The 25367-nt window shown below is 67.2% G+C and carries 26 protein-coding genes; 8 read left to right on the top strand and 18 right to left on the bottom strand.

Translation table 11 applies throughout. The annotated features are described in order from the left end of the window. Window positions 1-3 precede the first annotated feature (3 nt). The 4 genes from MTY59_RS12475 to MTY59_RS12460 form a co-directional block, all read right to left on the bottom strand. Window positions 4-834 carry an SDR family oxidoreductase gene (locus MTY59_RS12475; RefSeq protein ID WP_221045906.1) on the bottom strand — a complete coding sequence of 277 codons (831 nt, stop codon included), beginning with the start codon at window positions 832-834 and terminating at the stop codon, window positions 4-6. A gap of 101 nt (window positions 835-935) precedes the next feature. Further along, on the bottom strand, window positions 936-1871 hold the full coding sequence (locus MTY59_RS12470) for an enoyl-CoA hydratase (protein WP_221045905.1): 936 nt from the start codon (window positions 1869-1871) through the stop codon (window positions 936-938). A 109-nt stretch (window positions 1872-1980) separates the two neighbouring features. Then, entirely contained in the window at window positions 1981-2769 is a 789-nt protein-coding gene (locus MTY59_RS12465) for an ABC transporter permease (protein ID WP_221045904.1), read from the bottom strand. Then, complete coding sequence (locus tag MTY59_RS12460; RefSeq protein WP_221046406.1) at window positions 2769-3533, bottom strand: ABC transporter ATP-binding protein; 765 nt, start codon at window positions 3531-3533, stop codon at window positions 2769-2771. The genes MTY59_RS12465 and MTY59_RS12460 overlap by 1 nt, the downstream gene beginning before the upstream one ends. An 80-nt stretch (window positions 3534-3613) precedes the next feature. On the opposite strand from MTY59_RS12460, the gene MTY59_RS12455 reads away from it, so the two are divergent. The 3 genes from MTY59_RS12455 to MTY59_RS12445 all read left to right on the top strand — a co-directional run bounded on the left by MTY59_RS12455 (window position 3614) and on the right by MTY59_RS12445 (window position 5923). Further along, a complete protein-coding gene (locus MTY59_RS12455) occupies window positions 3614-3778 on the top strand; it encodes a hypothetical protein (protein ID WP_155764345.1) in 165 nt (54 codons plus the stop codon). After that, entirely contained in the window at window positions 3779-5260 is a 1482-nt protein-coding gene (locus tag MTY59_RS12450; RefSeq protein WP_221045903.1) for an alpha,alpha-trehalose-phosphate synthase (UDP-forming), read from the top strand. A gap of 84 nt (window positions 5261-5344) precedes the next feature. Beyond that, the gene (locus MTY59_RS12445) at window positions 5345-5923 is read left to right on the top strand and encodes a hypothetical protein (RefSeq protein WP_221045902.1); all 579 of its coding nucleotides are present in this window, start codon (window positions 5345-5347) and stop codon (window positions 5921-5923) included. 16 nt (window positions 5924-5939) lie between these two features. Here the strand turns inward: MTY59_RS12445 and MTY59_RS12440 are convergent, their stop codons facing one another. The 12 genes from MTY59_RS12440 to MTY59_RS12385 form a co-directional block, all read right to left on the bottom strand. Then, window positions 5940-6431: a mammalian cell entry protein gene (locus MTY59_RS12440; protein WP_221045901.1), complete on the bottom strand. Its 492-nt coding sequence runs from the start codon at window positions 6429-6431 to the stop codon at window positions 5940-5942. Then, window positions 6431-7138: a mammalian cell entry protein gene (locus MTY59_RS12435; RefSeq protein WP_221045900.1), complete on the bottom strand. Its 708-nt coding sequence runs from the start codon at window positions 7136-7138 to the stop codon at window positions 6431-6433. The genes MTY59_RS12440 and MTY59_RS12435 overlap by 1 nt, the downstream gene beginning before the upstream one ends. Continuing rightward, window positions 7138-8865: a virulence factor Mce family protein gene (locus MTY59_RS12430; RefSeq protein WP_221045899.1), complete on the bottom strand. Its 1728-nt coding sequence runs from the start codon at window positions 8863-8865 to the stop codon at window positions 7138-7140. The genes MTY59_RS12435 and MTY59_RS12430 overlap by 1 nt, the downstream gene beginning before the upstream one ends. Window positions 8866-8878: 13 nt before the next feature. Next, window positions 8879-10033 carry an MCE family protein gene (locus MTY59_RS12425; RefSeq protein WP_221045898.1) on the bottom strand — a complete coding sequence of 385 codons (1155 nt, stop codon included), beginning with the start codon at window positions 10031-10033 and terminating at the stop codon, window positions 8879-8881. Further along, window positions 10030-11466, bottom strand: a complete 1437-nt coding sequence (locus MTY59_RS12420; RefSeq protein WP_415823257.1) for a virulence factor Mce family protein — start codon at window positions 11464-11466, stop codon at window positions 10030-10032. The genes MTY59_RS12425 and MTY59_RS12420 overlap by 4 nt, the downstream gene beginning before the upstream one ends. Beyond that, window positions 11466-12530 carry a virulence factor Mce family protein gene (locus MTY59_RS12415; protein WP_250160812.1) on the bottom strand — a complete coding sequence of 355 codons (1065 nt, stop codon included), beginning with the start codon at window positions 12528-12530 and terminating at the stop codon, window positions 11466-11468. Before MTY59_RS12415 ends, MTY59_RS12420 begins: the two co-directional genes overlap by 1 nt. Further along, window positions 12520-13575: a virulence factor Mce family protein gene (locus tag MTY59_RS12410; protein WP_221045896.1), complete on the bottom strand. Its 1056-nt coding sequence runs from the start codon at window positions 13573-13575 to the stop codon at window positions 12520-12522. The genes MTY59_RS12415 and MTY59_RS12410 overlap by 11 nt, the downstream gene beginning before the upstream one ends. Further along, entirely contained in the window at window positions 13575-14777 is a 1203-nt protein-coding gene (locus tag MTY59_RS12405) for an MCE family protein (RefSeq protein WP_221045895.1), read from the bottom strand. The genes MTY59_RS12410 and MTY59_RS12405 overlap by 1 nt, the downstream gene beginning before the upstream one ends. Window positions 14778-14797: 20 nt before the next feature. After that, window positions 14798-15640 (bottom strand): MlaE family ABC transporter permease, encoded by an 843-nt coding sequence (locus MTY59_RS12400; RefSeq protein ID WP_221045894.1) that lies wholly within the window; start codon window positions 15638-15640, stop codon window positions 14798-14800. Between the two features lie 19 nt (window positions 15641-15659). After that, window positions 15660-16424 carry an MlaE family ABC transporter permease gene (locus tag MTY59_RS12395; protein WP_221045893.1) on the bottom strand — a complete coding sequence of 255 codons (765 nt, stop codon included), beginning with the start codon at window positions 16422-16424 and terminating at the stop codon, window positions 15660-15662. A 235-nt stretch (window positions 16425-16659) separates the two neighbouring features. Continuing rightward, window positions 16660-17574, bottom strand: coding sequence for a 3-oxoacyl-ACP reductase (locus MTY59_RS12390; RefSeq protein ID WP_221045892.1), 915 nt, complete (start codon window positions 17572-17574; stop codon window positions 16660-16662). A gap of 45 nt (window positions 17575-17619) precedes the next feature. Continuing rightward, window positions 17620-17811: a ferredoxin gene (locus MTY59_RS12385; RefSeq protein WP_007772497.1), complete on the bottom strand. Its 192-nt coding sequence runs from the start codon at window positions 17809-17811 to the stop codon at window positions 17620-17622. Between the two features lie 208 nt (window positions 17812-18019). On the opposite strand from MTY59_RS12385, the gene MTY59_RS12380 reads away from it, so the two are divergent. The 5 genes from MTY59_RS12380 (at window position 18020) to MTY59_RS12360 (ending at window position 22978) form a co-directional block, all read left to right on the top strand. Continuing rightward, on the top strand, window positions 18020-19198 hold the full coding sequence (locus tag MTY59_RS12380) for an acyl-CoA dehydrogenase (protein WP_221045891.1): 1179 nt from the start codon (window positions 18020-18022) through the stop codon (window positions 19196-19198). Between the two features lie 29 nt (window positions 19199-19227). Continuing rightward, window positions 19228-20325, top strand: a complete 1098-nt coding sequence (locus MTY59_RS12375) for an acyl-CoA dehydrogenase family protein (RefSeq protein WP_221045890.1) — start codon at window positions 19228-19230, stop codon at window positions 20323-20325. A 5-nt stretch (window positions 20326-20330) separates the two neighbouring features. Further along, on the top strand, window positions 20331-21842 hold the full coding sequence (fadD17, locus tag MTY59_RS12370) for a long-chain-fatty-acid--CoA ligase FadD17 (RefSeq protein ID WP_221045889.1): 1512 nt from the start codon (window positions 20331-20333) through the stop codon (window positions 21840-21842). 59 nt (window positions 21843-21901) lie between these two features. Further along, window positions 21902-22132: a hypothetical protein gene (locus MTY59_RS12365; RefSeq protein WP_221045888.1), complete on the top strand. Its 231-nt coding sequence runs from the start codon at window positions 21902-21904 to the stop codon at window positions 22130-22132. A gap of 132 nt (window positions 22133-22264) precedes the next feature. Further along, window positions 22265-22978, top strand: coding sequence for a serine hydrolase (locus tag MTY59_RS12360; protein ID WP_221045887.1), 714 nt, complete (start codon window positions 22265-22267; stop codon window positions 22976-22978). Here MTY59_RS12360 and MTY59_RS12355 read toward each other — a convergent pair. Further along, window positions 22964-24514: an acetolactate synthase large subunit gene (locus MTY59_RS12355; RefSeq protein WP_221045886.1), complete on the bottom strand. Its 1551-nt coding sequence runs from the start codon at window positions 24512-24514 to the stop codon at window positions 22964-22966. The genes MTY59_RS12360 and MTY59_RS12355 overlap by 15 nt on opposite strands. Further along, window positions 24511-25338, bottom strand: coding sequence for an amidohydrolase family protein (locus MTY59_RS12350; RefSeq protein ID WP_221045885.1), 828 nt, complete (start codon window positions 25336-25338; stop codon window positions 24511-24513). The genes MTY59_RS12355 and MTY59_RS12350 overlap by 4 nt, the downstream gene beginning before the upstream one ends. Window positions 25339-25367 lie beyond the last annotated feature (29 nt).

Genomic DNA, 25367 nt, shown 5'->3' with positions numbered 1-25367 from the left:
CGACTAGACCACTCCGCGTAGCGCGTCGGCGCCGAAGGCCGGTTCCAGCATCGCCGAGAAATCCGGGCCGCGACGCAACAGCACCCCCCCGTCGACGTTGATGATCTGGCCGGTCACGTAGCTGGACGCATCGCTGAGCAAAAACATCGCCACATTCGCGACGTCTTCGACCTCGCCCGGTCGGGGCAGCGGCGTAATGGCCCGGTAGTCCGCGCTCAGCTCGGGCGAATCGAGGATGGGGGCCACCAGCTCGGTGCGGATCAGGCCCGGGCGAATGCTGTTGACCCGCACCCACGACGCTCCGAGCTCGTCGGCGGCCAACTGCATCAGGTGGTCCAGCGCCGATTTGCCGACGCCGTAGGCGCCGAACCAGCGGTGGGTGTTGCTGGCCGCGATCGACGAGATGCCGACGAACGATCCGCCGCCACCGCGCACCAGTTCGCGCGCGGAGTGCTTGAGCACGTACATGGTTCCGTTGACATTGAGGTCGATGGTCTGCCGCCACAACTCCGAGTCGATCTGGGTGATCGGTCCGATGGTCTCCGATCCGCCGGCGCAGTGCACCACGCCGTGCAGCCGGCCATGCCAGGCCGTCACGGCGTCGACGGCGCGCGCCGCCTCGTCTTCGTTGGTGATGTCGGCGGGCTCGTAACGAATGGAGCCGTCGCCGGGGAGGGCTTCGATCTCCTCGACGGCCCCCGCGAGCCGATCGGCGTTACGGCCGATGATCATGACGGAGGCGCCGGCCGCGACCAGCCCGGCGGCCACGCCCTTGCCGATCCCGCTGCCGCCGCCGGTGATCAGATAGGTCCGGTCTTCGAACGAAAGCTGCACGCGAGGCCCTTTCAAACTGGAACAAGTTCTAGCTATCGAAGCATCTCCCCCCGGGGCGAATATCGCTACCCCCGGTCTCGTTACGCCTTTGCGCCGCGGCGCTAGGGCGTGTCGCGGCGCGCCACCTTCGTCGGCTTCGCGTCACGCCAATCCTCGACGTGCGGAGGCTGGCCAACCGGCCACCGGTTTTCGTTGAACGCCGCCCAGTGGGCATGCCCCAGCAGGTGCACGTGGAACGCGTGCCGCAGCGCCTCGGTGTAGCCCATCGCGTCGGACGCGGCATTGACCGAATCCTTGATGAGCAGCGAGGCCATCGTGGGCCGCTCGGCGATGCGTCGCGCGAATTCGAGTGTCTTGTCCTCTAATTCGTCGACCGGGAAAACCTTCGACACCATGCCCAGCCGGTGCGCCTCGTCCGCGTCGATCGAATCCCCGGTCAGCAGTAGTTCTTTGGCCTTACGCGGCCCGAATTCCCAAGGGTGGGCATAGTATTCGACACCCGGCATGCCCAACCGGACCGCGACGACGTCGCTGAACTTCGCATTGTCGGCCGCGACGATCAGGTCGCAGGCCCAGATCAGCATCAAGCCGGCCGAGATCGCGTTGCCCTGCACCTGAGCGATGGTGATCTTGCGCAGATCGCGCCAGCGGCAAGTGTTTTCGAAGAAATAGTGCCACTCCTGGTGGTACAGCTTCTCCATGATCGGCTCGAGCGTGGCCCCGCGCGAACGGAAGCTCGGATGCTGCCCAGGCCCCGGTGCGCGCTCGGCCAGCGCCTGCTCGGAGCCCAGGTCGTGGCCGGCGGAGAAGTTCCTGCCGCGGGCCGCGAGGATCACCACGCGAACCGTGTCGTCGGCCTCGGCCCGGCCGAACGCCTCGTCAAGCTGGACCAGCAGGCCGCGACTCTGCGCGTTGTGGGCTTCGGGCCGGTTCAGCCAGATCCGGGCGATGCGGCCCTCGTCGAGGGTTTCATAGGCCACCAGTTCCGGGGCGTTGGCTTCGGCCGCCCCGGCGTCGGCTTGCTCGGAGACTGTCATTCCGCCCACCTCGTTCGTCCGTTGAATTGGCCTTGTTTACAGATTACGGCCAGTGTGTAACCGCGCACGCGCTGGGGTGATCGCTGCCTGCGCCGCCGGCCATGCGTTCTCACCCGGCGGTCTCGGGCCGCCGGCCCAGCGCCAGCAGCCGATGGTCACGGGTGAACACCAGCCGGACGATGCCCATCGCGACGACCACGGTGGTGGCGGCGACCGAACCCAGGATCAAGAACATCACCACGGCCTGCACCAGCACGGCCTGCAACGGCGGCACCCCGGCGAGGATGAGGCCGGTCATGGCTCCCGGCAGGAACACCAGGCCGGTGGCCTTGGTGGTCTCGATCTGCGGAGATATCGCCGAGCGCAAGGCGATTCGCAGGTACGGTGCCGCGGCCTGCCTCGACGGTTGCCCCAGCGCGAGGCGTGCCTCGACCTCGTCGCGTTTGTCGCGCAGCTCGTCGACCAACCGCCGGGCCACCAGCACCATGGCGGTCATCGAATTGCCGATCATCATCCCGGCGACCGGCACGAGCGTGCGCCCCTGCAGCGGGAAAACCCGCAGGCCGAAGATCACTCCCAGCGTCACCACGGCCGCGCCGGCGAACGCGGCCACGGCCAGCGGCGCAAACCGCGGCACCTCCGGCGCCCTGCGCCGGGCTACATCCCCCGCGTAGGCCACCATTCCGGCGACCCACGCCCACGACCACCACAGCGACCGGCCCGGCTCGAACAGCAGCGTCAGCGCGCCGCCCACGAGCAGCAGCTGCACCAGCGCGCGGCCCGCGGCCCACAGCAGCTGCCGCTCCAAACCCAGCCGCCGCCACAGCGAGATCCCCGCCGCGAACGCCACCAGGATCAGCGACGTCGCCAGGCCCACCCAACCGACTTGACCGTTCATCACGCCACCGAGCCGTCGCCGGGCCTGGAGGCGACCCTGCCCAGGCCCAGGCTGCAGCCGGACTCCAGGCGCAGGACCCGGTCGGCCGCCCGTCCCACCTGCGCCGAGTTATGGGTGACCCACAGGGCGGGAATGCCGTCGGCGGCCAGTTCGCGCACCGCGCGCTCGATGACCTCGGCAGCCTCGGTGTCGACGGCGGAGGTGGGTTCGTCCAGCAGCAGCACCTGGGGTTGTGCCATCAGGGTGCGGGCCAGGCATACGCGTTGCGCCTCGCCACCCGAGAGGGCGGCCACGTCGCGGTCCAACCACGATCCGGTCAGCGCGACGCGGGCCAGCGTTTCGTGCATCCGCGCGTCGGACGCATCGGGATCGGCAGCCCGCAGGTTGTCGGCGACCGTGCCGGGAAATGGCGTCGGGCGCTGAAAACACATGCCCACCCGGCGCCGCAGCCACAGCGGGTCGAGCCCGGCGATGTCCGACCCGTAGAAAGCGACTCGTCCGCTCGTCGGCAGCTCCAGCCGGTTGCACAGCCGGAGCAGGGTCGATTTGCCCGAGCCCGACGGCCCGAACACCGCCGTGACACCGTGCCCCGGAACGGCGACGGTCAGCCCGTCCAGAGCGCGCACTCCCTGCCGTTCCACGACGACATCGACGAACTCGAACACCACGTCGTTACGGGCGTCCCGATCGGCCACCTGCTTATCCTGCATCACCGCGGCGACGGGCGATCGCGTCTTCGCGAGCGGCGCGGCGAATCCTTGCAAACCAGCCATAACTGCGGCGAGACCCCGTTAGCTGGTGAGACGGCCTGCGACCACTCGCAGGCGTCGCCTACAGTTAAGTCATGCCTACAAAATCTGATCCTGGCGAAATCGGCGACGTCGAGCCGGTGGCCGACGACACTGCGAGCCAGGCCAGGCGGGTCGTCGCGGCGTACGCCACCGACGCCGACGAGTGCCGGGTGTTTCTGTCCATGCTGGGCATCGGGCCGGCGAAACTCGACGCGTAAATGTCTCCCGGGGGAGGGCGAGGCTCGACGGCCGCCGGCTTCGGAAATTCCGACTTCGTCGTGGTTGCCAACCGGCTGCCGGTCGATCAGGAGCGCCTCCCCGATGGCACCACCGCGTGGAAACGCAGCCCGGGCGGACTGGTCACGGCCCTCGAGCCGCTGCTGCGTCGCCAGCGCGGGGCGTGGGTCGGCTGGCCCGGGACCGTCGACGAGGACACCGACCACGAGGACGATCCCATCGTTCAGGACGACCTGGAGCTCCGGCCGGTCAAGCTGAGCGCCGACGACGTCGCCGAGTACTACGAGGGTTTCTCGAACGCCACGCTGTGGCCGCTGTACCACGACGTCATCGTCAAGCCGATGTACCACCGCGAATGGTGGGAGCGCTACGTCGCCGTCAACCGCCGCTTCGCCGAAGCCACCTCCCGCGCCGCCGCAAAAGGCGCGACGGTCTGGGTGCAGGACTACCAGCTGCAGTTAGTCCCCAAGATGCTGCGCGAACTGCGGCCCGACCTGACCATCGGCTTCTTCCTGCACATCCCTTTCCCGCCGGTCGAGCTGTTCATGCAATTGCCGTGGCGCACCGAGATCGTCGAGGGCCTGCTCGGCGCCGACCTGGTCGGCTTCCATCTGGCCGGCGGCGCACAGAACTTCCTGTTCCTTGCCCGACGGCTGATCGGCGCCAACACCTCGCGCGGGGCGGTGGGAGTGCGGTCGCGGTACGGCGAGGTCGAGCTCCAGTCCCGCGTGGTTCGGGTGGGCGCCTTTCCCATCTCCATCGACTCCAGCTCGCTGGACCAGGCCGCCCGGCATCGCGACATCAAGCGCCGCGCCCGCGAGATCCGGGCCGAGCTGGGCAACCCGCGCAAGGTGCTGCTCGGCGTCGACCGGCTCGATTACACCAAGGGCATCGACGTTCGGCTGAAAGCGTTTTCGGAACTGCTCGCGGAGGGGCGGGTCAAACGCGACGACACGGTGCTGGTCCAGCTGGCGACACCCAGCCGCGAACGGGTGGACAGTTATCAGCAGCTGCGCAACGACATTGAACGCCAGGTCGGCCACATCAACGGCGAGTACGCCGAAGTCGGGCACGCGGTGGTGCACTACCTGCACCGGCCGGTCCCCCGCGACGAACTCATCGCGTTCTTCGTCGCCGCCGACGTCATGCTGGTCACCCCGCTGCGCGACGGGATGAACCTGGTCGCCAAGGAGTATGTCGCCTGCCGCAGCGATCTCGGCGGCGCGCTTGTCCTGTCCGAATTCACCGGCGCCGCCGCCGAACTCCGGCAGGCGTATCTGGTCAACCCGCACGACCTCGAAGGCGTCAAGGACACGATCGAGGCCGCGCTGAACCAATCCACCGAGGACGGACGGCGCCGGATGCGGTCACTGCGCCGCCAGGTCCTCGCGCACGACGTCGACCGCTGGGCCCGGTCGTTCCTCGATGCGCTCGCCGAATCGCGACCCGGTGACGCCGAATAGCTCACGCGGGCAAGACCCCATGGTGTTGACGCCCGAACGCTGTGATACTCAGGTGCAGCGTCGCACGCGAGGGAGGAGTATCAGATGAAGCTCCGTCACGGCATGGCCGCGGGCGCCGGCATCTGCACGGCCGTCGCGGTCGGAATCGCGCTGCAGTCCGGCGAACCGGCCAAGGCGCTCGGACCACCGGCCGACGGCACCTACAACTTCAACGAGGCGGGCGTGTCCGGGGTTACCTGGACCATCTCGGCGCTCTGTGATCAGCCCTCGGGCACCCGGAACATGAACGACTACAACGACCCGATCGTGTTCGCCATGAACTGCGCGTTGAACATCGTGAGTTCGACACCCGAGCAGATCAGCGCCGCGGACAAGCAGCAGAACTACAGCGGCCGGGCCCGGATGTCCAGCATGCTGTGGACCTTCAAAGTCGACAAGGCCGACGGTGTCGCCTGCCCGGGCGGCGGCACCGCACCCTCCACCGAAACCTTCGCCTTCAGCGACGAGACGATGAGCGGCACCCACACCACGCTGCACGGCGCCGTGTGCGGGATGCAGCCGGGGATGAAGAAGGAACCGTTCTCGCTGGCGATGATCGGTCCGCCACCCAGCCCGATCAACCGTTACCCGTTGTACTGCAACGGCATTGCGATGTGCTACTGAACGTCGACCGGCGCGATCAGATCGGCGTGATGTAGGCGATCAGCCACTGCTTGCCGACCTTCTTGAAGTCGACCCGCAACCGGCTGCCGTCATACAGCGGCTGGCGTGACTTGTCCGTCACGGTCCGGTTCATGAAGACCATCACCGACGCCGATTCCCGCTTGGCCGACATCACCCCCACGCCAACGACATTGGCCTGCACGACCACTTCGCGCTTTTTGGCCTCGGGGATGATCTGGTTGTTGGCGCTCTTCTGGAACTCGGCGCGATAGTCGGGGGTCAACAACGGGTACGCCGCCGACAGGCTCCGCTCGACGGTTTGGTAGTCGTACGCGAAGACCTCGGGAATCTCCTTAGCCGCCAACCCGGGCAGCACCGCACGCGCCGCCTGCTCGCCACGGGTCTGCACCCGGTCCCAGTACATCCAGCCGGCCACCGCGGACAACGCGACGAACGCCACGGTAACGAGGCAACCCGCGACGACCAGCAGCCAACGCCGCCATCGCATCAATTACCCCCGTCTGGATATTTCAGGTCGTAGCCGGTCATCTTCCCGGCGTCGTCTTCGTGCACGATGACGCGCAACCGATAAGGCATGGACGGCTTGTTGACCCCGTCGATATCGGCGACGGTGACGCGAACCGAGACCAAGACCGACGCGTTATCGCTAACGGCGTCAATGCCTTCCAGTGCGGCGCCGTTGATGACGGCTTCCGATGTCGCATTCGTGGAGCGGAACAGGCCTTTGAGGTTCTCGACGTTGTTGTTGGCGCCGAGCATGCCGCGCAGCGGACCGCTGGTGCCGTTGACGAAGCGGTTCACGCTCTCGTCGATGTTGTCCTGCTTGTAGCTGAACATGTTGACCACCGTCTGCGTGGCGGTGTCCACGAAACGCTGATCGCGCGCCTGCGCCGCGGTCGCGTGACGCTGCTGGATGAGCAGCGCGGCCACACAACCGGCCACCGCCCCGACCGCCAACAGTGCCGCGGCGAAGGAAATCCACGCGACCAGGGCGCGGTGCGGCCGCCGTCGTGGTGGCGGCTTGATCGACTTGAAGGCCTTGACGGGTTTCGCCGGCGGCTTGGGCGCGCCCGGCGCCTCGGTCTCGACCGTGACGTCCCGGGCCGGGTCACCCTTGGCCGGGCCCGCCGCACGCGAAGCTCGTCGACGAACCCGCGGCGTGGTCTTTGGTTCGTCTGCCACGGCAGGGTCCATTACATCGGCCTTGGATCAAGCATGAGGTCCACCCAGTTCTCGGCGCCGGAGGTACCGGTGGCGCCGGCCGCGAAGATACCAGTGCCACCGGCCGGATCGACAAACGCGCCGGTCTTTTGGTCGTAGGTCGCATACGCCGGCGGGCCGCTGGCCTGCGGCTGCCCTCCGGGCGGCGGACCCCACGGCTTCTCCGGACCCGGGCCCGCAGGCGGCGGGTTGATGCCCTCCGGCGGTGCCGGCGGGGGCAGCCACTTCGGATACGGGAGCTGAGGCGGCACCGGGGGTACCCCGGGCGGCTGCCACGACGTGAACGGCGGCGGCGGCCCGTTGTCGTTGGGCGGCGGCGGGTCGAAGGCCGGCTGCTTGTTGGGCAACGGGCCCGGCCCAGGCACCACGCCCGGGGGCGGCGGCCCGACCATGGCTGTGCCCGGATCCGGCTCGGCGCCCGGCGGGATATATGGAAACTTGTTGGGCGGCAAGGTGTTCAACCCATTGGTGACCGGGGTGTCGTACGGCACCGGCGGGCCACGCCACGGGTTGCGCCCGACCGGGACGTAGCCCTTCGGGTCGCGGCACAGCTGGACCGTCGGGGCGCGCTTGCCGGGGAACTCCTGGCACGGGTAGTTGCGGGCGCCGCGCACGGTACTCGGATCGTTCTGCGCGGTCTTGCAGTACATGTCCTTCGGCAGCTCGCGCACCGTCTCGTCGGCCGGGGTCCGCATCAATGGCGGCGGCAGGAAGCCGACGGCGCACGGCGGCGGGTCGTTGAGGTCGAGCTTGAAGTCCAGCTTGGCGCCCTCATCCTGGGGCCCACCGCCCGCGGCGGTGGTGATGGCGGCGAACAGCGCCGGCAGGACGACCAGCAGCTGCTCGATCGACTTGTGGTAGATCACGCCGACCCGGCCGAGGTTGGCCAGGCTGGCGGCCAGGGCCGGGAACGAGGGGCGGATGCCGGAGAACGCCGTACTGGCCTCGTCGGTGGCGCCCGGGGCCGTGGCCAGCGTGTCGCGAAGCTGCGGGTCCGCCTGACGCACCTCCGAGGTGAACCGCGCCAGCCCGTCGGACAGCGACTTGATGTCGCCGCCGGCGCGAATCTGGGCCTGCAGGAACGGGCCCGCCTGGTCGATCAATTGCGAGACTTGCGGATAGTTGGCGTTGGCCTCGTCCACCAGCAGCCGGGCGGACTCGTAGAGCCGGGCCATCTCCGGGCCGGAACCGTTTGCCGCGATGAAGGTCTCGTGCAGCAGCTCGCGCAGCCGGGTGTCACCGAGGCTGTTGACCAAGGTTTCCGAGCGCTTCAACAGGTCGGCGACGTCCTGGCCGATCCGGGTGTTCTGCCGCTGGATGCGGGATCCGTTGGTCAACTTCGTCGATGCCGGCGAGCTCGGGGGCACGAGGTCGATGTACTGCTCGCCGACCGCCGACACACTCTTGACGGTGGCGGTGACGTTCGACGGGATGGCGGTGCCGCTGTTCAGCCGCATGTCGGCGATGACGCCGTTCGGGCTCAGGCCCACCGACTCGACGCGGCCCACGGCGACGCCGCGGTAGGTGACGTTGGCGTTCTTGTACAGGCCCCCGCCGGCGACGAAATCGGCGCTGACGCCGTAGGTTCCGATACCGAACGTCGCGGGCAGCCGCAGATAGAAGATCCCCATCACGGTCAGGGTGATGGCCGTGATCACGGCGAAGATCGCCAGCTGGATCTTGGTCAGTCTGTCGTGCATCTGCGCCCGCCCCCTACTGTCCTGAAGCCGTGCCGGGCGGGATCTTGAACGGATCGGCCGCCTGTCCGGACAGGTTGGCCATCTCGCCGGTCAAGAAGTCGGGCGGGTTGAGGATCTCGTTCATGTGGGCCATATTCGGGTCGAAATACGCCGTGGTGAAGAACGTTTCACCAAGGCGGCGCAGGGTGAGGTCGAAGGTGGTGAACACGTTGAGGTAGTCGCCACGCACGGCCTGCTTGATACCGAAGTTGGGGAACGGGAACGTCAGCAACAGCTGCAGCGAGGTGACGAAGTTTCTCCGGTTGTCGTTCAGCGCCTTGACGACCGAATACAGGTCCTTCATGTCGGCGGCGAAGTCAACCTTGGTTTTTGCCAGGATGTTCGAGGTGACATTCGCCAGTTTGTGCAGCGCGCCGAAGGCCTCGACGATGTGGCCGCGGTTCTTGTTGAGCACGCCAATCGCTTCGGGCAGCGTGTCCAACGCCCGGCCCAAATTGTCCTTGTCGTGGGCCAAGGTCGCCGAGAATCGGTTCAATCCATCAACCGCATCGATGATGTCGTTGACCTGACGGTTGAGTCCCGAGGTCAGTTCCGCGAGCCTGGGGATCAGGTCGACGAACTGGTCCTGCCGGCCGGCGACGGCCCGGTAGGTCTCGTCGGTGATCTCTTCCAGGGCACCGACATTGCCCTTGTTCACCACCACGCCGAGCGCCGAAAGCACCTCTTCGGTGGTGGGATAGCGGCCGGTGTTGGCCTCCGCGATTTTCGACCCGTCCTTCAGCTTGCCAACGGCCGGCTTGTTCTTCGGGCGAGCCAAGTCGACGTGCATCGAACCGAGCAGCGATGTCTGGGCGACCGTCGCGGTCGAGTTGGCGGGCAGCACGACGTTCTTGTCGAGCGCCAATTTCACTGCGGCATAAAATGATCCGTCGGATCGTTGTTCGGCCGCGATTCCGGCGACACTGCCGACGGTGACGTCGTCCACCATGACCGGAGAGTTCTGCGGCAGGGTCGCCACGTTCGGCAGTTCGACGGTGATCGAGTAGGCGCCGCTGCCGTGACCTGCGGTGCCGGGCATCACCAGCGAGTTCAGCCCGCTGAATTGGCAGCCGGCCAGCAGCATGCTGCCCGTCGCCAATCCGCCGGCGCGCAACCACATCCGGTTCATCCGCCACCGCCCAAGTCGGCCGCCGGCCCGTTGGGCGCCTGACCGGCAGGCGGACCCGGCAGTGGACCGAACGCGCTTCCGGGGGCGGGGCCGGGGGCGGGGGCAGCGCCGGCGGGAGCCGGGCCCGGTGCGGGACCGGCCTGCGGGGCCGTCGGGACCAGCAGGGCCTGCAGGTCCGCCGGATTCTGAGGGGCCGGCTGTGTCTGGGCGCCCTTGGCCGGGACCCAGGTCAACTGCGGCACCGGGGTCGCCGACTTGGCCTGCGTCTCCGGGGTGTCGTAGATGATCTGGCCCTTGTATGCCGTAATCATGTTGAGCGGGTGGAACATCACCGGCGGGTAGTTCACGGTGAGCCGGCGCAGCACCGGTCCCAGCCGCTCACGGCAGAGTTCGGCGCGCTTGAAGTAGTCCGGCGCCCTGGGGCCGCCTGCGGTTTCGAAGGAGCCGCCGCAGATGAACTGCACGGGGTTGGCGAATTCCGGTATCGACAACAGGCCGTTGAGCGTGCCCTGCGCGGGATCATAGATGTTGTAGAAGTTGGAGATACCCGGACCCGCCACGTGCAGCACCTGCTCGATGTTGTCGCTCTGGTCGCTCAACGTCTTCGCGAAATCGTTGAGGTTGTTGACCGTATCGACGATCGTCGAGTTGTTTTCGTGCAGGAACCCGCGGATGTCCGACAGCGCTTTGTTGAGGGTCCCCAGCGTGGTGTCGAGGTGGCGCGAGCTGTCGGCGAGCACTTGCGACACCGAGGCGACGTTTCCGGCGAACTGGACGATCTGCTCGTTGCTGGACGAGAGCGCGTTGACCAATACCTGCAGGTTTTTCACCGTGCCGAAGATGTCGCCGCGCGAATCCCCCAGCCGCCCAGCGGCTTGCGAGAGCTCGCGCAAGGCGTTGTGGAACGACTCGCCCCTGCCGTCGAAGGTGTCCGCGGCCTGGTTGATCGCCGCGCCCAACGGTCCCTGCATCGATCCGGCCGTGGGTCCGAGCTGCACGGCGAGCTGGGTCAGCGATTCCTTGACCTCGTCCCATTCCACCGGGACGGCGGTATGGCCCAGGCCGATGCTGGCGCCGTCGGCCATCGCCGGCCCACCGGTGTACGCCGGCGTCAACTGGATGAACCTGGCCGCCACCAGGTTTGGCGACATGATGATGGCCTTGGCGTCCTTCGGGATCTTCACGTCCTTGCTCACCGACATGGTGATCTTGACGTCGGAGGGCCGCGGGTCGATCGTGTCGATGGTGCCGATCGGGACACCGAGGATGCGGACCTGGTCACCGGGATACAGGCCGACCGCAGAGGTGAAGTAGCCGACGATCTTGCGGTTATTCGCTTGCGACGACAGCACATACACGCCACCCACCAGCACCGCGACCAGCGCGATGATGGTGGCGTAGCGCAGCCCCCTGCTGCCGGTGATCCGCTGCATCACGGTGACTTCGGCCTGATGATCCAGCGTTCCTGAATCAAGCCGCGCAGGTAGTCGGCGAGGCTGGCTGGCATCTTTCCGGGCTGGTAGAAGAAGTCGAACATGGTGGCGAGCAGCGGCGCCGGGATCACACCGTAGACGTTGACGTTGAATCCGGGACCCGAACCAACCACCTCGCCCAGCTCGGTGGCGTACGTGGGCAGGCGCTTGAGGGCCTCGGTGATGTAGTCGCGGCGCTCATTGAGGTTGGACAGCACGTCGTTGAGCTTGTTCAGTGCCGGACCAAATTCCTTGCGGTTATCGGCGACGAAGCCGGAGATCTGCGTCGAGAGATCGCCGATCCCCGAGATCAGCTGGGCCAGTGCGCCGCGCCGTTCGTCGAGGGCGGCGAACAGCTCGTTACCGTCATCGACCAGTTTGTTGACTTGTTCGGCGCGCTGCGACAACACGCCGGTGACCGACTTTGCATGCGCCAGTAGGCTTTGCAGCGCCTCGTCGCGGCGGTCCAGGGTGCGCGACAGCGACGTCACGCCGTCCAGCGCACCGCGCAGCTGCGGGTTGGCGTCGTGCAGCGTGTCGGTCAGCACGTTCAGCGCCTTCTCGAACTGAGGCTTGTCCAGGTTGTTGGCGTTCTGACCCAAATCCTCGAGCGCGCCGGCGAGCGTATACGGCGTCGTCGTACGGCTGAGCGGGATGGTGGTTGCCTTGCCGCCACCGGCCGGGGTCACCGAAATCGAGCGCTCACCGAGGATGGTGTCGGTGCGGATCGCGGCCAGTGACTGGTCACCGACGGCGACGTGGCGGTCGACGCTGAAGCTGATCTTGGCGCTGTCGCCGGCCAGACCCACGGAGGTCACCTTGCCGACCTTGAAGCCCGACACGTAAACGGAATTGCCGGGATTGATGCCGCCCGCGTCGGTGAAGTAGGCGTCATAGATCTTGCCCTGCGGCCAGAACGGTAATCCGGCGTAGCCGAACGCAATGAGCACGACACAGACCACCAGCACCAGGCCGAAGATGCCGGTGCGCAGCGGATCGCGCTCGCGCTTTGCGTTACTTGACAAAAGAGCACCTCCCCTTGCTGGGATCCACTTGGCCGCCAAGCGGTAGCAGGATGTCGCTACCGGCCGGGCCGTTGAGCTTGATCGTCACGGAGCAGAAGTAGATGTTGAAGAACGACCCGTAGGCGCCGAGGGCGGACAGCCGCAGATAGTCCTCGCCCAGCTGCTCGACGTCGTTGTTCACCTCGGCCTTGCGGTCGTCCAGCTCGGTGGCCAGCGGGCGGGTGTTCTCCAGGATGCCCTGCAGCGGGCGGCGCGAATTCTTCAGCAGCTGCGTCAAATCCGTTGTCGTCGACGCCAGCGGCGGTATGGCACCCGCGATGTCGTCCTTGTGCTCGGCCAGCCCGGTGATCAGCTGCTGCAACTGGTCGACGCTGGTCGAGAACTGTGCGCTGCGTTGGTCCACCGTCGTCAGCACCGTGTTGAGGTTGTTGATCACGTCGCCGATGAGCTGGTCACGCTGGCCCAGCGCCGAGGAGAACGCGCTGGTGTCGGCCAGCACGTTCGACAACGCCCCACCCTGGCCCTGCAGCAACTGGATGACGGCGCTGCTGATGGTGTTGACCTTGTCGGCGTCCAGACCTTTGAGTACCGGTCGCAGTCCGCCCAGCAGCGCATCGAGATCCAGTGCGGGCTGGGTGTGCTGGCTGTTGATCGTCCCGCCGCCCGGCAGCTTTCGCAGCTCCCCGGGCCCCGACGTGATCTCCAGGTACCGGTCACCGACCAGGTTTTCGTAACGGATCACCGCGCGTGTGGACGAGTAGAGCGTGTAGCGCTTGTCGACTCCGAACTTGACGTCGATGGTGTTGTCGGGGTTGAGCTTGATCCCCGACACCGCACCGACCGGCACCCCGGCGATGCGCACCTTCTGGCCGGATTTCAGCCGCGATACGTCGGTAAACGTTGCGTGATAGGTGTTTTCGGGACCGAACCGGAAGTCACCGAACACCACGATCAGCCCCGCGGACACCAAAAGCATGGCCACCGCGAAGATGCTGACCTTGATGATCATCTCGCGGTGCGACGGCATTCCCGAGCTGGCCGCCATCAGAAGTCGTCACGTTCCGCGAAGGTGCCGTGGAACAAGAACTGCAGCGTGGAAGGTGCGTCGAACTGCAGCTCGGTGAACGGCTCGTACGGGATATTGGCGTTGTCGGTCACCAGGAATTTCGACCGGTAGAACGATCCGCCGGTCTGCTTGGTCGGGATGTGGGGCAATCCGCGGCAGTTCGGGCCGCCGGAGGCGTTCACGATGGGCAGCGATTCCGGATAGGTATATGCCGGCGCACCCAAGATGAAGCTAGACGAGGTGAACAGGCCCGCCTTGCGGACACCGAGCAGCGGGGCGAATTCCTTGATGCCGCGCTCGATTCCGGAGAACAGGCAGCCGAATTCCGGGGAGTAGTCGCCGGCCACCTTGAGCGGCGCCCGTAGCCGATTGATGGCGTCGATGAAGTCTTGTTCGGCGGGCGCCAACGTTTCATACGCGTTGTTCGACAGGCCGATCGTGGCCAACAGCGTGCTGTCCAGGTTCTTCTGCTGGTCCACGACCGTCTTGTCGATGGTCGGCAGGTTGTCGATCACGGTGGTCAGGTCCGGCGCCGCGTCGGCGTAGACGTTGGCCACCGCTGCGGTCTTGCGGAAGTCCTCCTGCAGCGCGGGCAGCTTCGGGTTCGCCTGGCGCGTCAGCGTATTCAGGCCGGTCAGGATGCCACCCAGGTCGTCGCCGTGGCCGCGCAGGCCTTCCGCGAATGCGCTCAGCGTGCCGTTGAGTTCGACGGGGTCGATCTTGTGCAGTAGGTCCATCAACGACTGGAACAAGGTGTTGACTTCCAGCTGCACCGAAGAGGCGGCCACGTGCGCGTCCGGGCGCAGCGACGTCGGTGAGGGAGCCTGCGGCGGAATGAATTCCACCGCCTTGGCACCGAAAATGGTGTTACCGGCGATGTGCACCGTCGCGTTGGACGGGATGAAATGCATGTCGTCGCTGTTGATGCCCAGCGTCAGCCGCGCCTGGTCACCGGAATAGTCGATGGTGTCGACCTTGCCGATCTGGATGCCGCGGTATTTGACCTTGGCGCCCTTCTCCATCACCAGCCCGGCGCGGGGCGCCGACACCGTGACGGTGTCGATCGACGCGAAGGCCGCTGTGTAGGAAAGGTAGGTCAGCACAGCGAAAGCCACCATCAGGCTGGCCAGCACTGCTGCTGCCAGCCGGACGGTTGTGCGTCGCGTGTCTGTTTCTGCCATGTCCCTTTTAAGCGGTCCTCTTATCCGGAGAGGTTGAAGTTACCGGACGCCCCATACACCGCGAGCGAGATGAACAATGTGATGACGACCACGACGATCAGCGAAGTCCGCACGGCCTGGCCGACCGCGATCCCGACTCCGACCGGCCCGCCGTGGGCGTTATAGCCGTAATAGGTATGGACGAGCATCACCGCGATCGACATCACGATCGCCTGCAGGAACGACCACAAGAGGTCCGACGGAATAAGGAAGGTATTGAAGTAGTGGTCGTAGAGGCCCTTTGACTGTCCGTTGATGTACACCGTGGTGAAACGGGCGGCGAAGAACGCGGCCAGCACCGACAGCGAGTACAGCGGGATGATCGCGACGAGGCCGGCGATCAGGCGGGTCGATACCAGGTAGGACACCGAATGCACCGCCATGCATTCGACGGCGTCGATCTCCTCGGACACCCTCATTGCGCCCAGTTGGGCGGTGGCGCCGGCGCCGATGGTGGCGGCCAGCGCGATACCGGCGATCACCGGCGCGACGACCCGGACGTTCAGGAATGCCGAGAGGAATCCCGTCAGCGCCTCGATGCCGATGTTGCCCAGCGACGAATACCCCTGCACGGCAATGACACCGCCGGAGGCCAGGGTCAGGAAGGCAGCGACACCGACCGTGCCGCCGATCATGACGAGCGCTCCCGCGCCCATCGTCATCTCGGCGATCAGCCGCACGGTCTCCTTGTGGTAGCGGGTGAGCGCATTGGGGACGTACCGCATGGTCTGCCCGTAGAACAACGCCTGCTCGCCGAAGTCGTCGACCGGCTCCTGCAGCCGGGCGAAGATGCGGCGGAACCGCAGTGTGGCGTCGTAACTCATGGCGTGCGCACCCGTCCCATCACTTTGCCGAGATCCGCACGCCGATGGCGGTCATCACCACGTTGATCACGAACAGACAGATAAAGGCGTAGACCACGGTTTCGTTGACCGCGTTGCCGACGCCCTTGGGCCCACCCTTGACCGTCAGGCCGCGGTAGCAGCCCACCATGCCGGCCATCACGCCGAACAGCAGCGCCTTGACTTCGGCCAGCACCAGCTCGCGCAGGCCGGTCAGCACCGTCAACCCGTTGATGAACGCGCCGGGGTTGACGCCCTGCAAAAAGACGGAGAACACATAGCCACCGGAAAGGCCGATGGCGCACACCAATCCGTTGAGCAGCAGGGCCACCACCGTGGAGGCCAGCACGCGGGGCACGACCAGCCGCTGGATCGGGTCGATGCCGAGCACCCGCATCGCGTCGATCTCTTCGCGGATGGTGCGGGCGCCGAGGTCAGCGCAGATCGCGGTGGCACCGGCGCCGGCCACGACGAGCACGGTCACCACCGGCCCCAGCTGCGTGACGGTGCCGAATGCCGTCCCGGCGCCGGACAGGTCGGCGGCGCCGATCTCGCGCAGCAGGATGTTGAGCGTGAAGGCCACCAACACGGTGAACGGGATGGACACCAGCAGCGTGGGGACCAGCGACACGCGCGCGATCATCCACGTCTGGTCGAGGAACTCACCGAATTGAAAAGGCCGGCGAAACGCTGCCCGGCCGGTATCCAACATCATTTCGAAAAATCCGCCGACGGCGCGGGCGGGAACCGCAAGTTGTTCCCTCAACGCGGTTCCCCCCTTGGTTTGGTCTCGGCGAAGTCTATGTGTGGCCTTTGCGTCGTCTACGGTCGCATGTGGCTCGGTGTGAGCCGGATCATATTAACTCAGAACAAGTTCGCCATGTCAATGAAAAGCACTTCTTATCCGAACCGTTAATTCGCCAGGTCAGGCCCACTTGTCACGTGTCAAACTGACACATGTTCTACCTGGCGATTCCCCCCGATCAACCAGCCTTTTACGGCTATTGCTCCATCAGCGCGCCGGCCGAGAAATTGTGCTCAGGATCACGGCCAGCAAAGTAATCCTGGAGCGTCGAACTCAGCTGAGCGGGGTCCCAGGCGACGCCGTCGGCGCTGAATTTCCGCTCCACGGTCGGCGCGGCGACCAATGTCACCTGTGGACCGTAGACGATGAACACCTGTCCGTTCACCTCGGCGGCCGCCGGGGACGACAGGAACTTCACCAGACTGACCACGTGCTCGGGCGACAACGGGTCGACGCCGCCCGCTTCCACCTCGGGTGCGTCGCCGAACACGTCGGCGGTCATCGCGGTGCGCGCGCGGGGGCAGATGGCGTTGGCACACACCCCGTAGCGGCCCAGCGCCCGTGCGGCCGTGAGGGTGAGCGAGATGATGCCCGCCTTGGCGGCGCCGTAGTTCGCCTGCCCGACCGGTCCGACCAGGCCGGCTTCCGACGCGGTGTTGACGATGCGCCCGAAGACCTGGCCGCCGGCGTCCTTGGCCTTGGCGCGCCAGTAGGTCGCCGCGTTGCGGGTCAGCAGGAAGTGCCCACGCAGGTGCACGGCAATGACCAGATCCCACTCCTCGTCGGACATGTTGAACAGCATCCGGTCGCGGGTGATCCCGGCGTTGTTGACCACGATGTCGAGGCCACCCAGCGAGTCGGCCTGAGCAACCAGTTCGTCGGCGGTGGCGCGTTCGCTGATGTCGCCGGCCACCGCGACGGCCTTCGAACCGGCGGAGTTGATTTCGTCGATGACGTCGGAGGCGTCCAACGCCGCGGCGATGTCGTTGACGACGACGGTCGCGCCCTGGCGTGCCAGGCCGAGCGCCTCGGCGCGTCCCAGGCCCGCGGCCGCACCGGTCACCACCGCGACCTTTCCGGAGAGATCGGTCGCGTTCGCGCTGCTAGTCAATTTATGAATACCTCTAGTTTCGGATTTACGCGCTCTGGGCTCGGATTAGTCGCCGCGCTGAAGTGCCGCGCGCGGGCATTCGGCGATCGCCTGCTCGGCCAGTTGCTCCTGATCGGCGGGAATCGGGTCGAGCTTCACCACGGCGTAGTCCTCGTCGTCCAGGTCGAAGATATCTGGCGCAATTCCCAAGCACACCGCGTTACCTTCGCACCGGTCACGGTCCACGATCACCCGCACAGCACCCTCCTTGAACCTGGCCTTCACCGCAGGACACGCCTCATCAGTATGTAGGTCCACCATAGGGCCCCGACACCTCTGGCGAAACGGTCGCTGGATTCCCAGACTAGAACGTGTTACAACCGGGGAGGCGAACGGGTAGCCGTTGGTCGAGCTGCAGCCTGTGACGAGGCTTGTTACTCCGAACGTAACCTCAAGGACGGCCGAAATGCGTATCAGTTACACCCCGGAACAAGAGGAGCTGCGTCGCGAGCTGCGGTCGTACTTCACCGAGCTGATGACCCCCGAGCGCCGGGAGGCGCTGACGTCGACGCAGGGCGAGGTCGGCACCGGCACCGCATACCGCGACACCGTCGCGCAGATGGGCAAGGACGGGTGGCTCACCCTGAACTGGCCCAAGGAGTACGGCGGCCAGGACCGCTCCCCGATGGACTCGCTGATCTTCACCGACGAGGCCGCCATCGCCGGCGTGCCGGTGCCGTTCCTGACCATCAACAGCGTGGCGCCGACGATCATGGCGTTCGGCACCGAGGAACAGAAGAAGTTCTTCCTGCCCAAGATCGCCGCCGGTGAACTGCACTTCTCCATCGGCTACTCCGAGCCTGGCGCCGGCACCGACCTGGCCAACCTGCGCACCACGGCGGTGCGCGACGGTGACGACTACGTCATCAACGGCCAGAAGATGTGGACCAGCCTGATCGCCTATGCGGACTGGGTGTGGCTGGCGGTGCGTACCAACCCCGAGGCCAAGAAGCACCGTGGCATTTCGATGCTGACCGTGCCCACGACCGCCGAAGGATTCTCCTGGACGCCGGTGCACACCATGGCCGGCGTGGACACCAGCGCCACCTACTACTCCGATGTCCGCGTCCCGGTGACCAACCTGGTCGGCGAGGAGAACGGCGGCTGGAAACTGGTGACCAACCAGCTCAACCACGAGCGGGTCGCGCTGGTCTCGCCGCAACCGATCTTCCTGGCCCTGCGCGAGGTTCGCGAATGGGCGCAGAACACCAAGGACGCCGGCGGCGCCCGGCTGATCGACTCGGAATGGGTGCAGATCAACCTGGCCCGCGTGCACGCCAAGGCCGAAGTGCTCAAGCTGATCAACTGGGAACTCGCCTCGGCGGCAGACGAAGCGCTGTCGCCCGCCGACGCGTCGGCGGCCAAGGTATACGGCACCGAGCTCGCCACCGAGGCCTACCGGCTGCTGATGGAGGTGCTGGGGACCGCCGCGACGGTGCGCCAGAACTCGCCGGGTTCGAAGCTGTCAGGCCGGGTCGAACGGATGCACCGGGCCTGCCTGATCCTGACCTTCGGCGGCGGCACCAACGAAGTGCAGCGCGACATCATCGGCATGGTCGCCCTCGGCCTGCCCCGGAACCGCTGAGCCGCTACGGAATAGAAGGACGGACGTTCATGGATTTCACCACCACCGAAGCGGCGAACGACCTCGGCAACCTGGTCGACACCATCGTGGACTCGATATGCACCCCCGGACACCAGCGTGAGCTCGACGGGCTCGATCAGCGGTTCGACCGCGACCTGTGGCGCAAGCTGATCGACGCCGGCATCCTGTCCAGCGCCTCGGCTTCATCGCTGGGCGGCGACGGCTTCGGCGCGCTCGAGCAGATCGCGATCCTGGTTGCGCTGGGCCACCAGCTGGCCGCGGTGCCCTACCTGGAGTCGGTGGTGCTGGGCGCCGGGGCGCTGGCCCGATTCGGCTCCGAAGAGCTGCAACAAAGCTGGGGCGTGCCCGCGGTCAACGGTGAGAAGACGCTCGCCGTCGCCCTCGACGGCGAGATGGGCGACGGCCCCGTGCAGGCGACCAGCGCCGGCGGCGGCTACCGACTGACCGGCACCCGCACCCAGGTCGGCTTCGGCCCGGTTGCCGACGCGTTCCTTGTGCCCGCCGAAACAGACTCCGGCACTGCGGTTTTCCTGGTCGCGGCCGACGACCCCGGCGTCACGGTGACCGCACTGGAAACCACCGGCCTGGGCAGCGTCGGACACCTGGTCCTGGACGGGACCGAGGTGGACGGGGGCCGCAAGGTCGGCGGCGCCGAGGTCGCGACGTGGCTCGGCACGCTGGGCACGTTGGGCCGCAGCGCTTTCCAGCTCGGGGTGCTCGAGCGGGGCCTGCAGATGACGGCCGAATACGCGCGCGAGCGTGAGCAGTTCGACCGTCCGATCGGCAGCTTCCAGGCGGTGTCGCAGCGACTGGCCGACGGCTACATCGACGTGAAGGGGCTGCGGCTCACGCTCACGCAGGCGGCCTGGCGGGTGTCGGAGGACATTCCGGCCGAGATCGATGTCGCCAGTGCGGCGTTCTGGGCGGCGGACGCCGGTCATCGGGTGGCGCACACCATCGTGCACGTGCACGGCGGCGTCGGCGTCGACACCGATCACCCCGCGCACCGCTACTTCCTGGCCGCCAAGGAGATCGAGTTCGCCCTGGGCGGTGCCACCGGGCAGCTGCGCCGGATCGGCCGGGAGCTGGCCGAGACGCCCGCTTAGGCGCAATGGATCTCACCGATGACCTGACGGTCACCAAGCTGCTGGCGCCGCTGACCGAGATCGACGACCGGGGTATCTACTTCGAGGACTCGTTCACCAGCTGGCGCGATCACCTGCAGCATGGTGCCGCCATTGCCGCGGCGTTACGTGCGCGGCTCGACCCGGGCCGGCCGCCGCATGTCGGCGTGCTGCTGGAGAACACTCCGTTCTTCTCGGCGGTGCTGGCGGCGGCGGGTATGTCGGGGATCGTGCCGGTGGGGCTCAACCCGGTGCGCCGCGGCGAGGCGCTGCAACGCGACATCGCAAGGGCCGACTGCCAACTGGTGCTGGCCGACTCGAAGTCGGCTGAGACGCTGGGCGACATCGAGCATCTGAACGCCGATTCGCCCGAGTGGGCCGACGAGATCGCCGCGCATCGCGACGCGCCGATCTCTTTTCAGAACGCCTCGCCGGCGGACCTGTTCATGTTGATCTTCACGTCGGGCACCAGCGGTGAGCCCAAGGCGGTCAAGTGCAGCCACGGCAAGGTCGCGATCGCGGGCGTGACGATGTCGCAGCGCTTCGACCTGGGCCGTGACGACGTCTGCTATGTGTCGATGCCCCTGTTTCATTCCAACGCGGTGCTGGTCGGCTGGGCGGTCGCGGCCGCCTGCGAGGGCTCGATGGCGTTGCGGCGCAAGTTCTCCGCCTCGAACTTCATCGTCGATGTGCGCCGCTACGGCGCCACCTACGCCAATTACGTGGGCAAGCCGCTGTCGTATGTGCTCGCCACGCCCGAGCGCCCCGACGATGCGGACAACCCGCTGCGCGCCGTCTACGGCAACGAGGGCGTGCCCGATGACATCGAGCGCTTCGGGCGCAGATTCGGGTGCGTGGTGCAGGACGGATTCGGTTCCACCGAAGGCGGCGTGGCCATCGCGCGCACGCCCGAGACGCCGGTGGGTTCACTGGGCCCGCTTCCCGACGGCATCGACATCATCGACCCCGACACCGGCGAGTCATGCCCGCCGGGCGTGGTCGGCGAACTGGTCAACACCGCGGGGCCGGGCCGTTTCGAGGGTTACTACAACGACGAGGCGGCCGAGGCCGAGCGGATGGCCGGCGGGGTCTACCACAGCGGTGATCTCGCCTACCGCGACGACGCCGGCTACGCATACTTCGCTGGGCGGCTGGGCGATTGGATGCGGGTCGACGGCGAAAACCTCGGTGCGGCCCCGATCGAACGGGTGCTGCTGCGCCACCCCGACATCACCGAGGTCGCGGTGTATCCGGTGCCAGACGCGATAGTCGGCGACCAGGTGATGGCCGCGGTGGTGATGGCGCCGGGCACCGAGTTCGACGACGGGAAGTTCCGCGCCTTCCTGGCCGAGCAGCCGGACCTGGGACCCAAACAGTGGCCGTCGTACGTGCGGATCAGCGCCGAACTCCCTCGGACGGTGACGTTCAAAGTGCTGAAGCGGCAGCTGGCCGCACAGGGCGTCGACTGCGGCGACCCGGTGTGGAAGATCCAGCGGTAGCGCCCCCGGACCGGGCGTTACCGCCTGATGCGTGGTCCTGGCAGTAAACTCAGCGGTTGATGAAAATCCGTGAAGTGATCGCAGGCTCGATCCTGGTCGGGACGCTGGGCGCCGCCGCGCTCGGGCTGGGTGCCGGTTTCGCCACGGCGGATCCGCCCCCGCCTCCCCCGGTGCCGCCCCCGCCGCCGCTGGTGTGGTCACCGCAGACGCCCGACCCCGAACATTGGGAAGCTCCTCCCCCGCAGGAGCCAGGGCTGCCGCTGCCACCGCTCCCGCCACCGGCGGGCTGACGACCGTTGCCCCGCATGCGCCGCAGATGACCGCGGGGCCGCACTGAAAATGCCGCAAGGACAAGGAGACGCGATGGTGGATGCGCCGGTCGCCCACCTCGCCGTTACGCGCGCGGATAGCGAAATCAGCGCATGACCGCACGGCCTCTCGAACTCGCGCTGGAAGCCAGCTTCGAACAGCTCTCCGCCGCGGCGCCGGCGAACGTCGGCGTCGCGATCGCCCGGTCGGACAGAACGTTTTCCCTGGGCAGCTGGTGGTCGGGCGTGGCATGGTCGACCATCAAGGTGCCCCTGGCGATCGCGGCGCTGCGCAGGGATTGGCTGGGCTCGCGCGAGCTGGTGGTGAAGGCGATCACCGAATCCGATAATCGCGCCTCCGAACAGTTGTGGTCGCAACTGGGCGGGCCGACGGACGCGGCGCGGCGGGTCCAGGGCGTGGTGGCCGAAGGCGGTGACACCGCGACGGTGGTCGAATCGCGGCGACTTCGCCGTGGCTTCACCGCTTTCGGCCAAACCCAGTGGAGCCTGCAGCGCCAGGCGCGGTTCGCCGCGGAGCTGTCGACCATCCGCGACGCCGCGGAAGTCATCGACCTGATGCAACGGCTGGTCGCCGGCGACCGGTGGGGGCTCGCCGCCAAAGGCCATGCCGCGAAGGGCGGTTGGGGCCCGGGCGTGCATGGCGGGTATCTGGTCCGCCAGTTCGGCATCGTTCCGACGCCGTCCGGCCAGTGGGGTGTGGCGCTGGCGGCGGACGCGGAGGACGGCGCGTTTGAAACGGGCGTCGACGTCGTCAATACGATGACGGACTGGCTGCTGAGCCGGCTGCCGACCCTAGCCCGTTATTGACGGCACCACGGCGTCGATCAGGTGCGGCCCGGGTTCGGCGAAGGCGTCGCGCAGCGCGTCGGCCAATTCCTCGGCGGTGGTGACGCGCCGCGCGGGTACACCCATGCCCTCGCTGAGCTTCACGAAATCTATTGTGGGGTCTGATAAATCGAGCAGCGCGAGCGCTTCGGGCCCGGGCGCGGACCCGGCGCCGACGCGTTGCAGCTCGATTCGGAGGATGTCGTAGGCGCTGTTGTTGTACAGCACGGTGGTCACGTTGAGGTTCTCGCGGGCTTGGGTCCACAATCCCGAAATCGTGTACATCGCCGAACCATCGGATTCCAGACACAGCACCGGACGGTGCGGGGCGGCCACCGCGGCGCCCACGGCGGCCGGGATGCCGTAGCCGATCGCCCCGCCGGTCAGGGTCAGCCAGTCGTGCGCCGGCGCACCGGCGGTCGCGCCCGAAAGCAACACACCGGAGGTGTTCGACTCGTCGACCACGATCGCGGCTTCGGGCAGCAGGGCCCCGATCGCGTCGGCGGCCGACGCGGAGGTCAGCGGGCCCGTCGGCAGCTGGGGACGCGATGCGGGCGCCACCGGCGCTTCGGTGCCCGGTGCCAGCTGATCGGCGAGTGCGATCAAAGCGTCTGCCGCGCCGCTGTATTCGGCGAGCACATGCACCTCGCAGCCGGCGGGTACCAGATCGCTGGGCATGCCCGGGTAGGCGAAGAACGAGACCGGCGGCTTGGCGCCGGCCAGCACCAGGTGCTTGGCGCCGTCCAGCTGGGCCGTCGCGGCCTCGGCGAAATACGCCAGTCGGTCGACCGCGGGGACGCCGGCGCCGCGTTCCAGCCGGGTCGGGAAGGTCTCGCACAGCACGCGGGCACCCGTGGCCGCCGCGATCCGGGTAGCCGCCGCCAGGCCGGCGTGGCGGGTGGCGTCACCGCCCACCATGATCACCGTCGGCTCCCCGGAGCCAAGCACCTCGAGCACCTCGGGCGCCAGCAGCGGATCGGCGCCCGTCGGCTGTGCCTCCAGGTTGGAGAACAGTTGGGCGCCGTCGGACCACGACACGTCGGCGGGCAGGATCAGCGTTGAGATCTGGCAACCCCACCGGCTGGCCGCGATGCCCTCGACGGCGTCGGCCGACACCTGGGAGGCGTCACTGGTTCGGCGCACCCACCCCGAGACACTGCCGGCAAGCGCGTCGATGTCGGATTCCAGTGGGGCGTCGTACTTCTTGTGATAGGTGGCGTGGTCGCCGACGACGACCATCATCGGCACCCGCGCGCGACGGGCGTTGTGCAGGTTGGCCAGGCCGTTGCCCAGTCCGGGGCCCAAGTGCAGCAGGACCGCGGCCGGGCGATCGGCGATGCGGGCATAACCGTCGGCCGCGCCGGTGGCGACCCCCTCGAACAACGCCAGCACGCCGCGCATCCGCGGCACGGCGTCCAGTGCGGCGACGAAGTGCATCTCCGAGGTGCCCGGGTTGGCAAAACACACGTCGACGCCGCCGTCGACCAGGGTGTTGATCAGGGCCTGGGCACCGTTCACTTCATTGCCTCCAGTCGGAAAACTCGTTCGGCGTTGCCGCGCAGGAAGTCTCGGCGAGCCTCGTCGGACAGCCCGAGTTCGTCCAGTCCGGCCAGCGCGTGCTCGTGGGTGATCATCGGATAATTGGTGCCGAACAACACTTTTCGCTGTCCGGTTCCGGTCTTCATGAACCGGACGAGTTCGTCCGGCAACCGCTTGATCGTGTACGCCGAGGTGTCGATGTAGACGTTTTCGTGCTTGCGGGCCACCGCGACCATCTCCTCGGTCCACGGGTAGCCGACGTGGCCGCAGACAATCACCAGCTCCGGGAAGTCCAGCGCCACCTGGTCGATGTAGGGAATCGGCCGGCCGGTCTCCGACGGACGCAGCGGGCCGGTGTGGCCGACCTGGGTGCAGAACGGTACGCCGGATTCCACGCACTGGGCGAACAGCGGGTAGTAGCGACGGTCGGTGGGCGGGGCGTTCCACAACCACGGCACCACCCGTAGCCCCACGAATCCCCCGTCGGCTATCCGGCGCCGCAACTCCCGGACGGCGTCCATCGGGCGGTCCAGGTCGACGGTGGCCAGGCCGGCGAGCCGGTTCGGGTGCGCGGCAATCCATTGCGCCACCTCGTCGTTGGAGACGAGGTCCGCGCCGCCGGGCCCGCGCCAGGCGCTGAGCACCCCCAGTTCGACGCCGGCGGCGTCCATCGACGCCAGGGTCGTCTCGATCGGGATGTCGGTGTCGGGGATCGTCCCGCCCGTCCACCGCCGCAGGGATGCCAGCATGTCGCTGCGCAGGAACCGCGCAGTCGGATGCTGCATCCAGACATCGATCGTCATGCGATCCGACTCTAGACCGGGGCCCGCCT

Source organism: Mycobacterium senriense, assembly GCF_019668465.1.
Taxonomy (GTDB): Bacteria; Actinomycetota; Actinomycetes; order Mycobacteriales; family Mycobacteriaceae; genus Mycobacterium; species Mycobacterium senriense.
This window is presented reverse-complemented; position numbering and strand designations above follow the sequence as displayed.

Bases quoted from the DNA above. Each gene is read 5' to 3' on its own strand.
- MTY59_RS12440 (WP_221045901.1), bottom strand. From the start codon at position 6,431: ATGCGATGGCGGCGTTGGCTGCTGGTCGTCGCGGGTTGCCTCGTTACC.
- MTY59_RS12425 (WP_221045898.1), bottom strand. From the start codon at position 10,033: ATGAACCGGATGTGGTTGCGCGCCGGCGGATTGGCGACGGGCAGCATG.
- MTY59_RS12465 (WP_221045904.1), bottom strand. From the start codon at position 2,769: ATGAACGGTCAAGTCGGTTGGGTGGGCCTGGCGACGTCGCTGATCCTG.
- MTY59_RS12420 (WP_415823257.1), bottom strand. From the start codon at position 11,466: ATGCAGCGGATCACCGGCAGCAGGGGGCTGCGCTACGCCACCATCATC.
- MTY59_RS12435 (WP_221045900.1), bottom strand. From the start codon at position 7,138: ATGGACCCTGCCGTGGCAGACGAACCAAAGACCACGCCGCGGGTTCGT.
- MTY59_RS12470 (WP_221045905.1), bottom strand. From the start codon at position 1,871: ATGACAGTCTCCGAGCAAGCCGACGCCGGGGCGGCCGAAGCCAACGCC.
- MTY59_RS12400 (WP_221045894.1), bottom strand. From the start codon at position 15,640: ATGAGTTACGACGCCACACTGCGGTTCCGCCGCATCTTCGCCCGGCTG.
- MTY59_RS12450 (WP_221045903.1), top strand. From the start codon at position 3,779: ATGTCTCCCGGGGGAGGGCGAGGCTCGACGGCCGCCGGCTTCGGAAAT.
- MTY59_RS12430 (WP_221045899.1), bottom strand. From the start codon at position 8,865: ATGCACGACAGACTGACCAAGATCCAGCTGGCGATCTTCGCCGTGATC.
- MTY59_RS12375 (WP_221045890.1), top strand. From the start codon at position 19,228: ATGGATTTCACCACCACCGAAGCGGCGAACGACCTCGGCAACCTGGTC.
- MTY59_RS12445 (WP_221045902.1), top strand. From the start codon at position 5,345: ATGAAGCTCCGTCACGGCATGGCCGCGGGCGCCGGCATCTGCACGGCC.
- MTY59_RS12380 (WP_221045891.1), top strand. From the start codon at position 18,020: ATGCGTATCAGTTACACCCCGGAACAAGAGGAGCTGCGTCGCGAGCTG.
- MTY59_RS12455 (WP_155764345.1), top strand. From the start codon at position 3,614: ATGCCTACAAAATCTGATCCTGGCGAAATCGGCGACGTCGAGCCGGTG.
- MTY59_RS12365 (WP_221045888.1), top strand. From the start codon at position 21,902: ATGAAAATCCGTGAAGTGATCGCAGGCTCGATCCTGGTCGGGACGCTG.
- MTY59_RS12360 (WP_221045887.1), top strand. From the start codon at position 22,265: ATGACCGCACGGCCTCTCGAACTCGCGCTGGAAGCCAGCTTCGAACAG.
- MTY59_RS12350 (WP_221045885.1), bottom strand. From the start codon at position 25,338: ATGACGATCGATGTCTGGATGCAGCATCCGACTGCGCGGTTCCTGCGC.
- MTY59_RS12410 (WP_221045896.1), bottom strand. From the start codon at position 13,575: ATGGCGGCCAGCTCGGGAATGCCGTCGCACCGCGAGATGATCATCAAG.
- MTY59_RS12405 (WP_221045895.1), bottom strand. From the start codon at position 14,777: ATGGCAGAAACAGACACGCGACGCACAACCGTCCGGCTGGCAGCAGCA.
- fadD17 (WP_221045889.1), top strand. From the start codon at position 20,331: ATGGATCTCACCGATGACCTGACGGTCACCAAGCTGCTGGCGCCGCTG.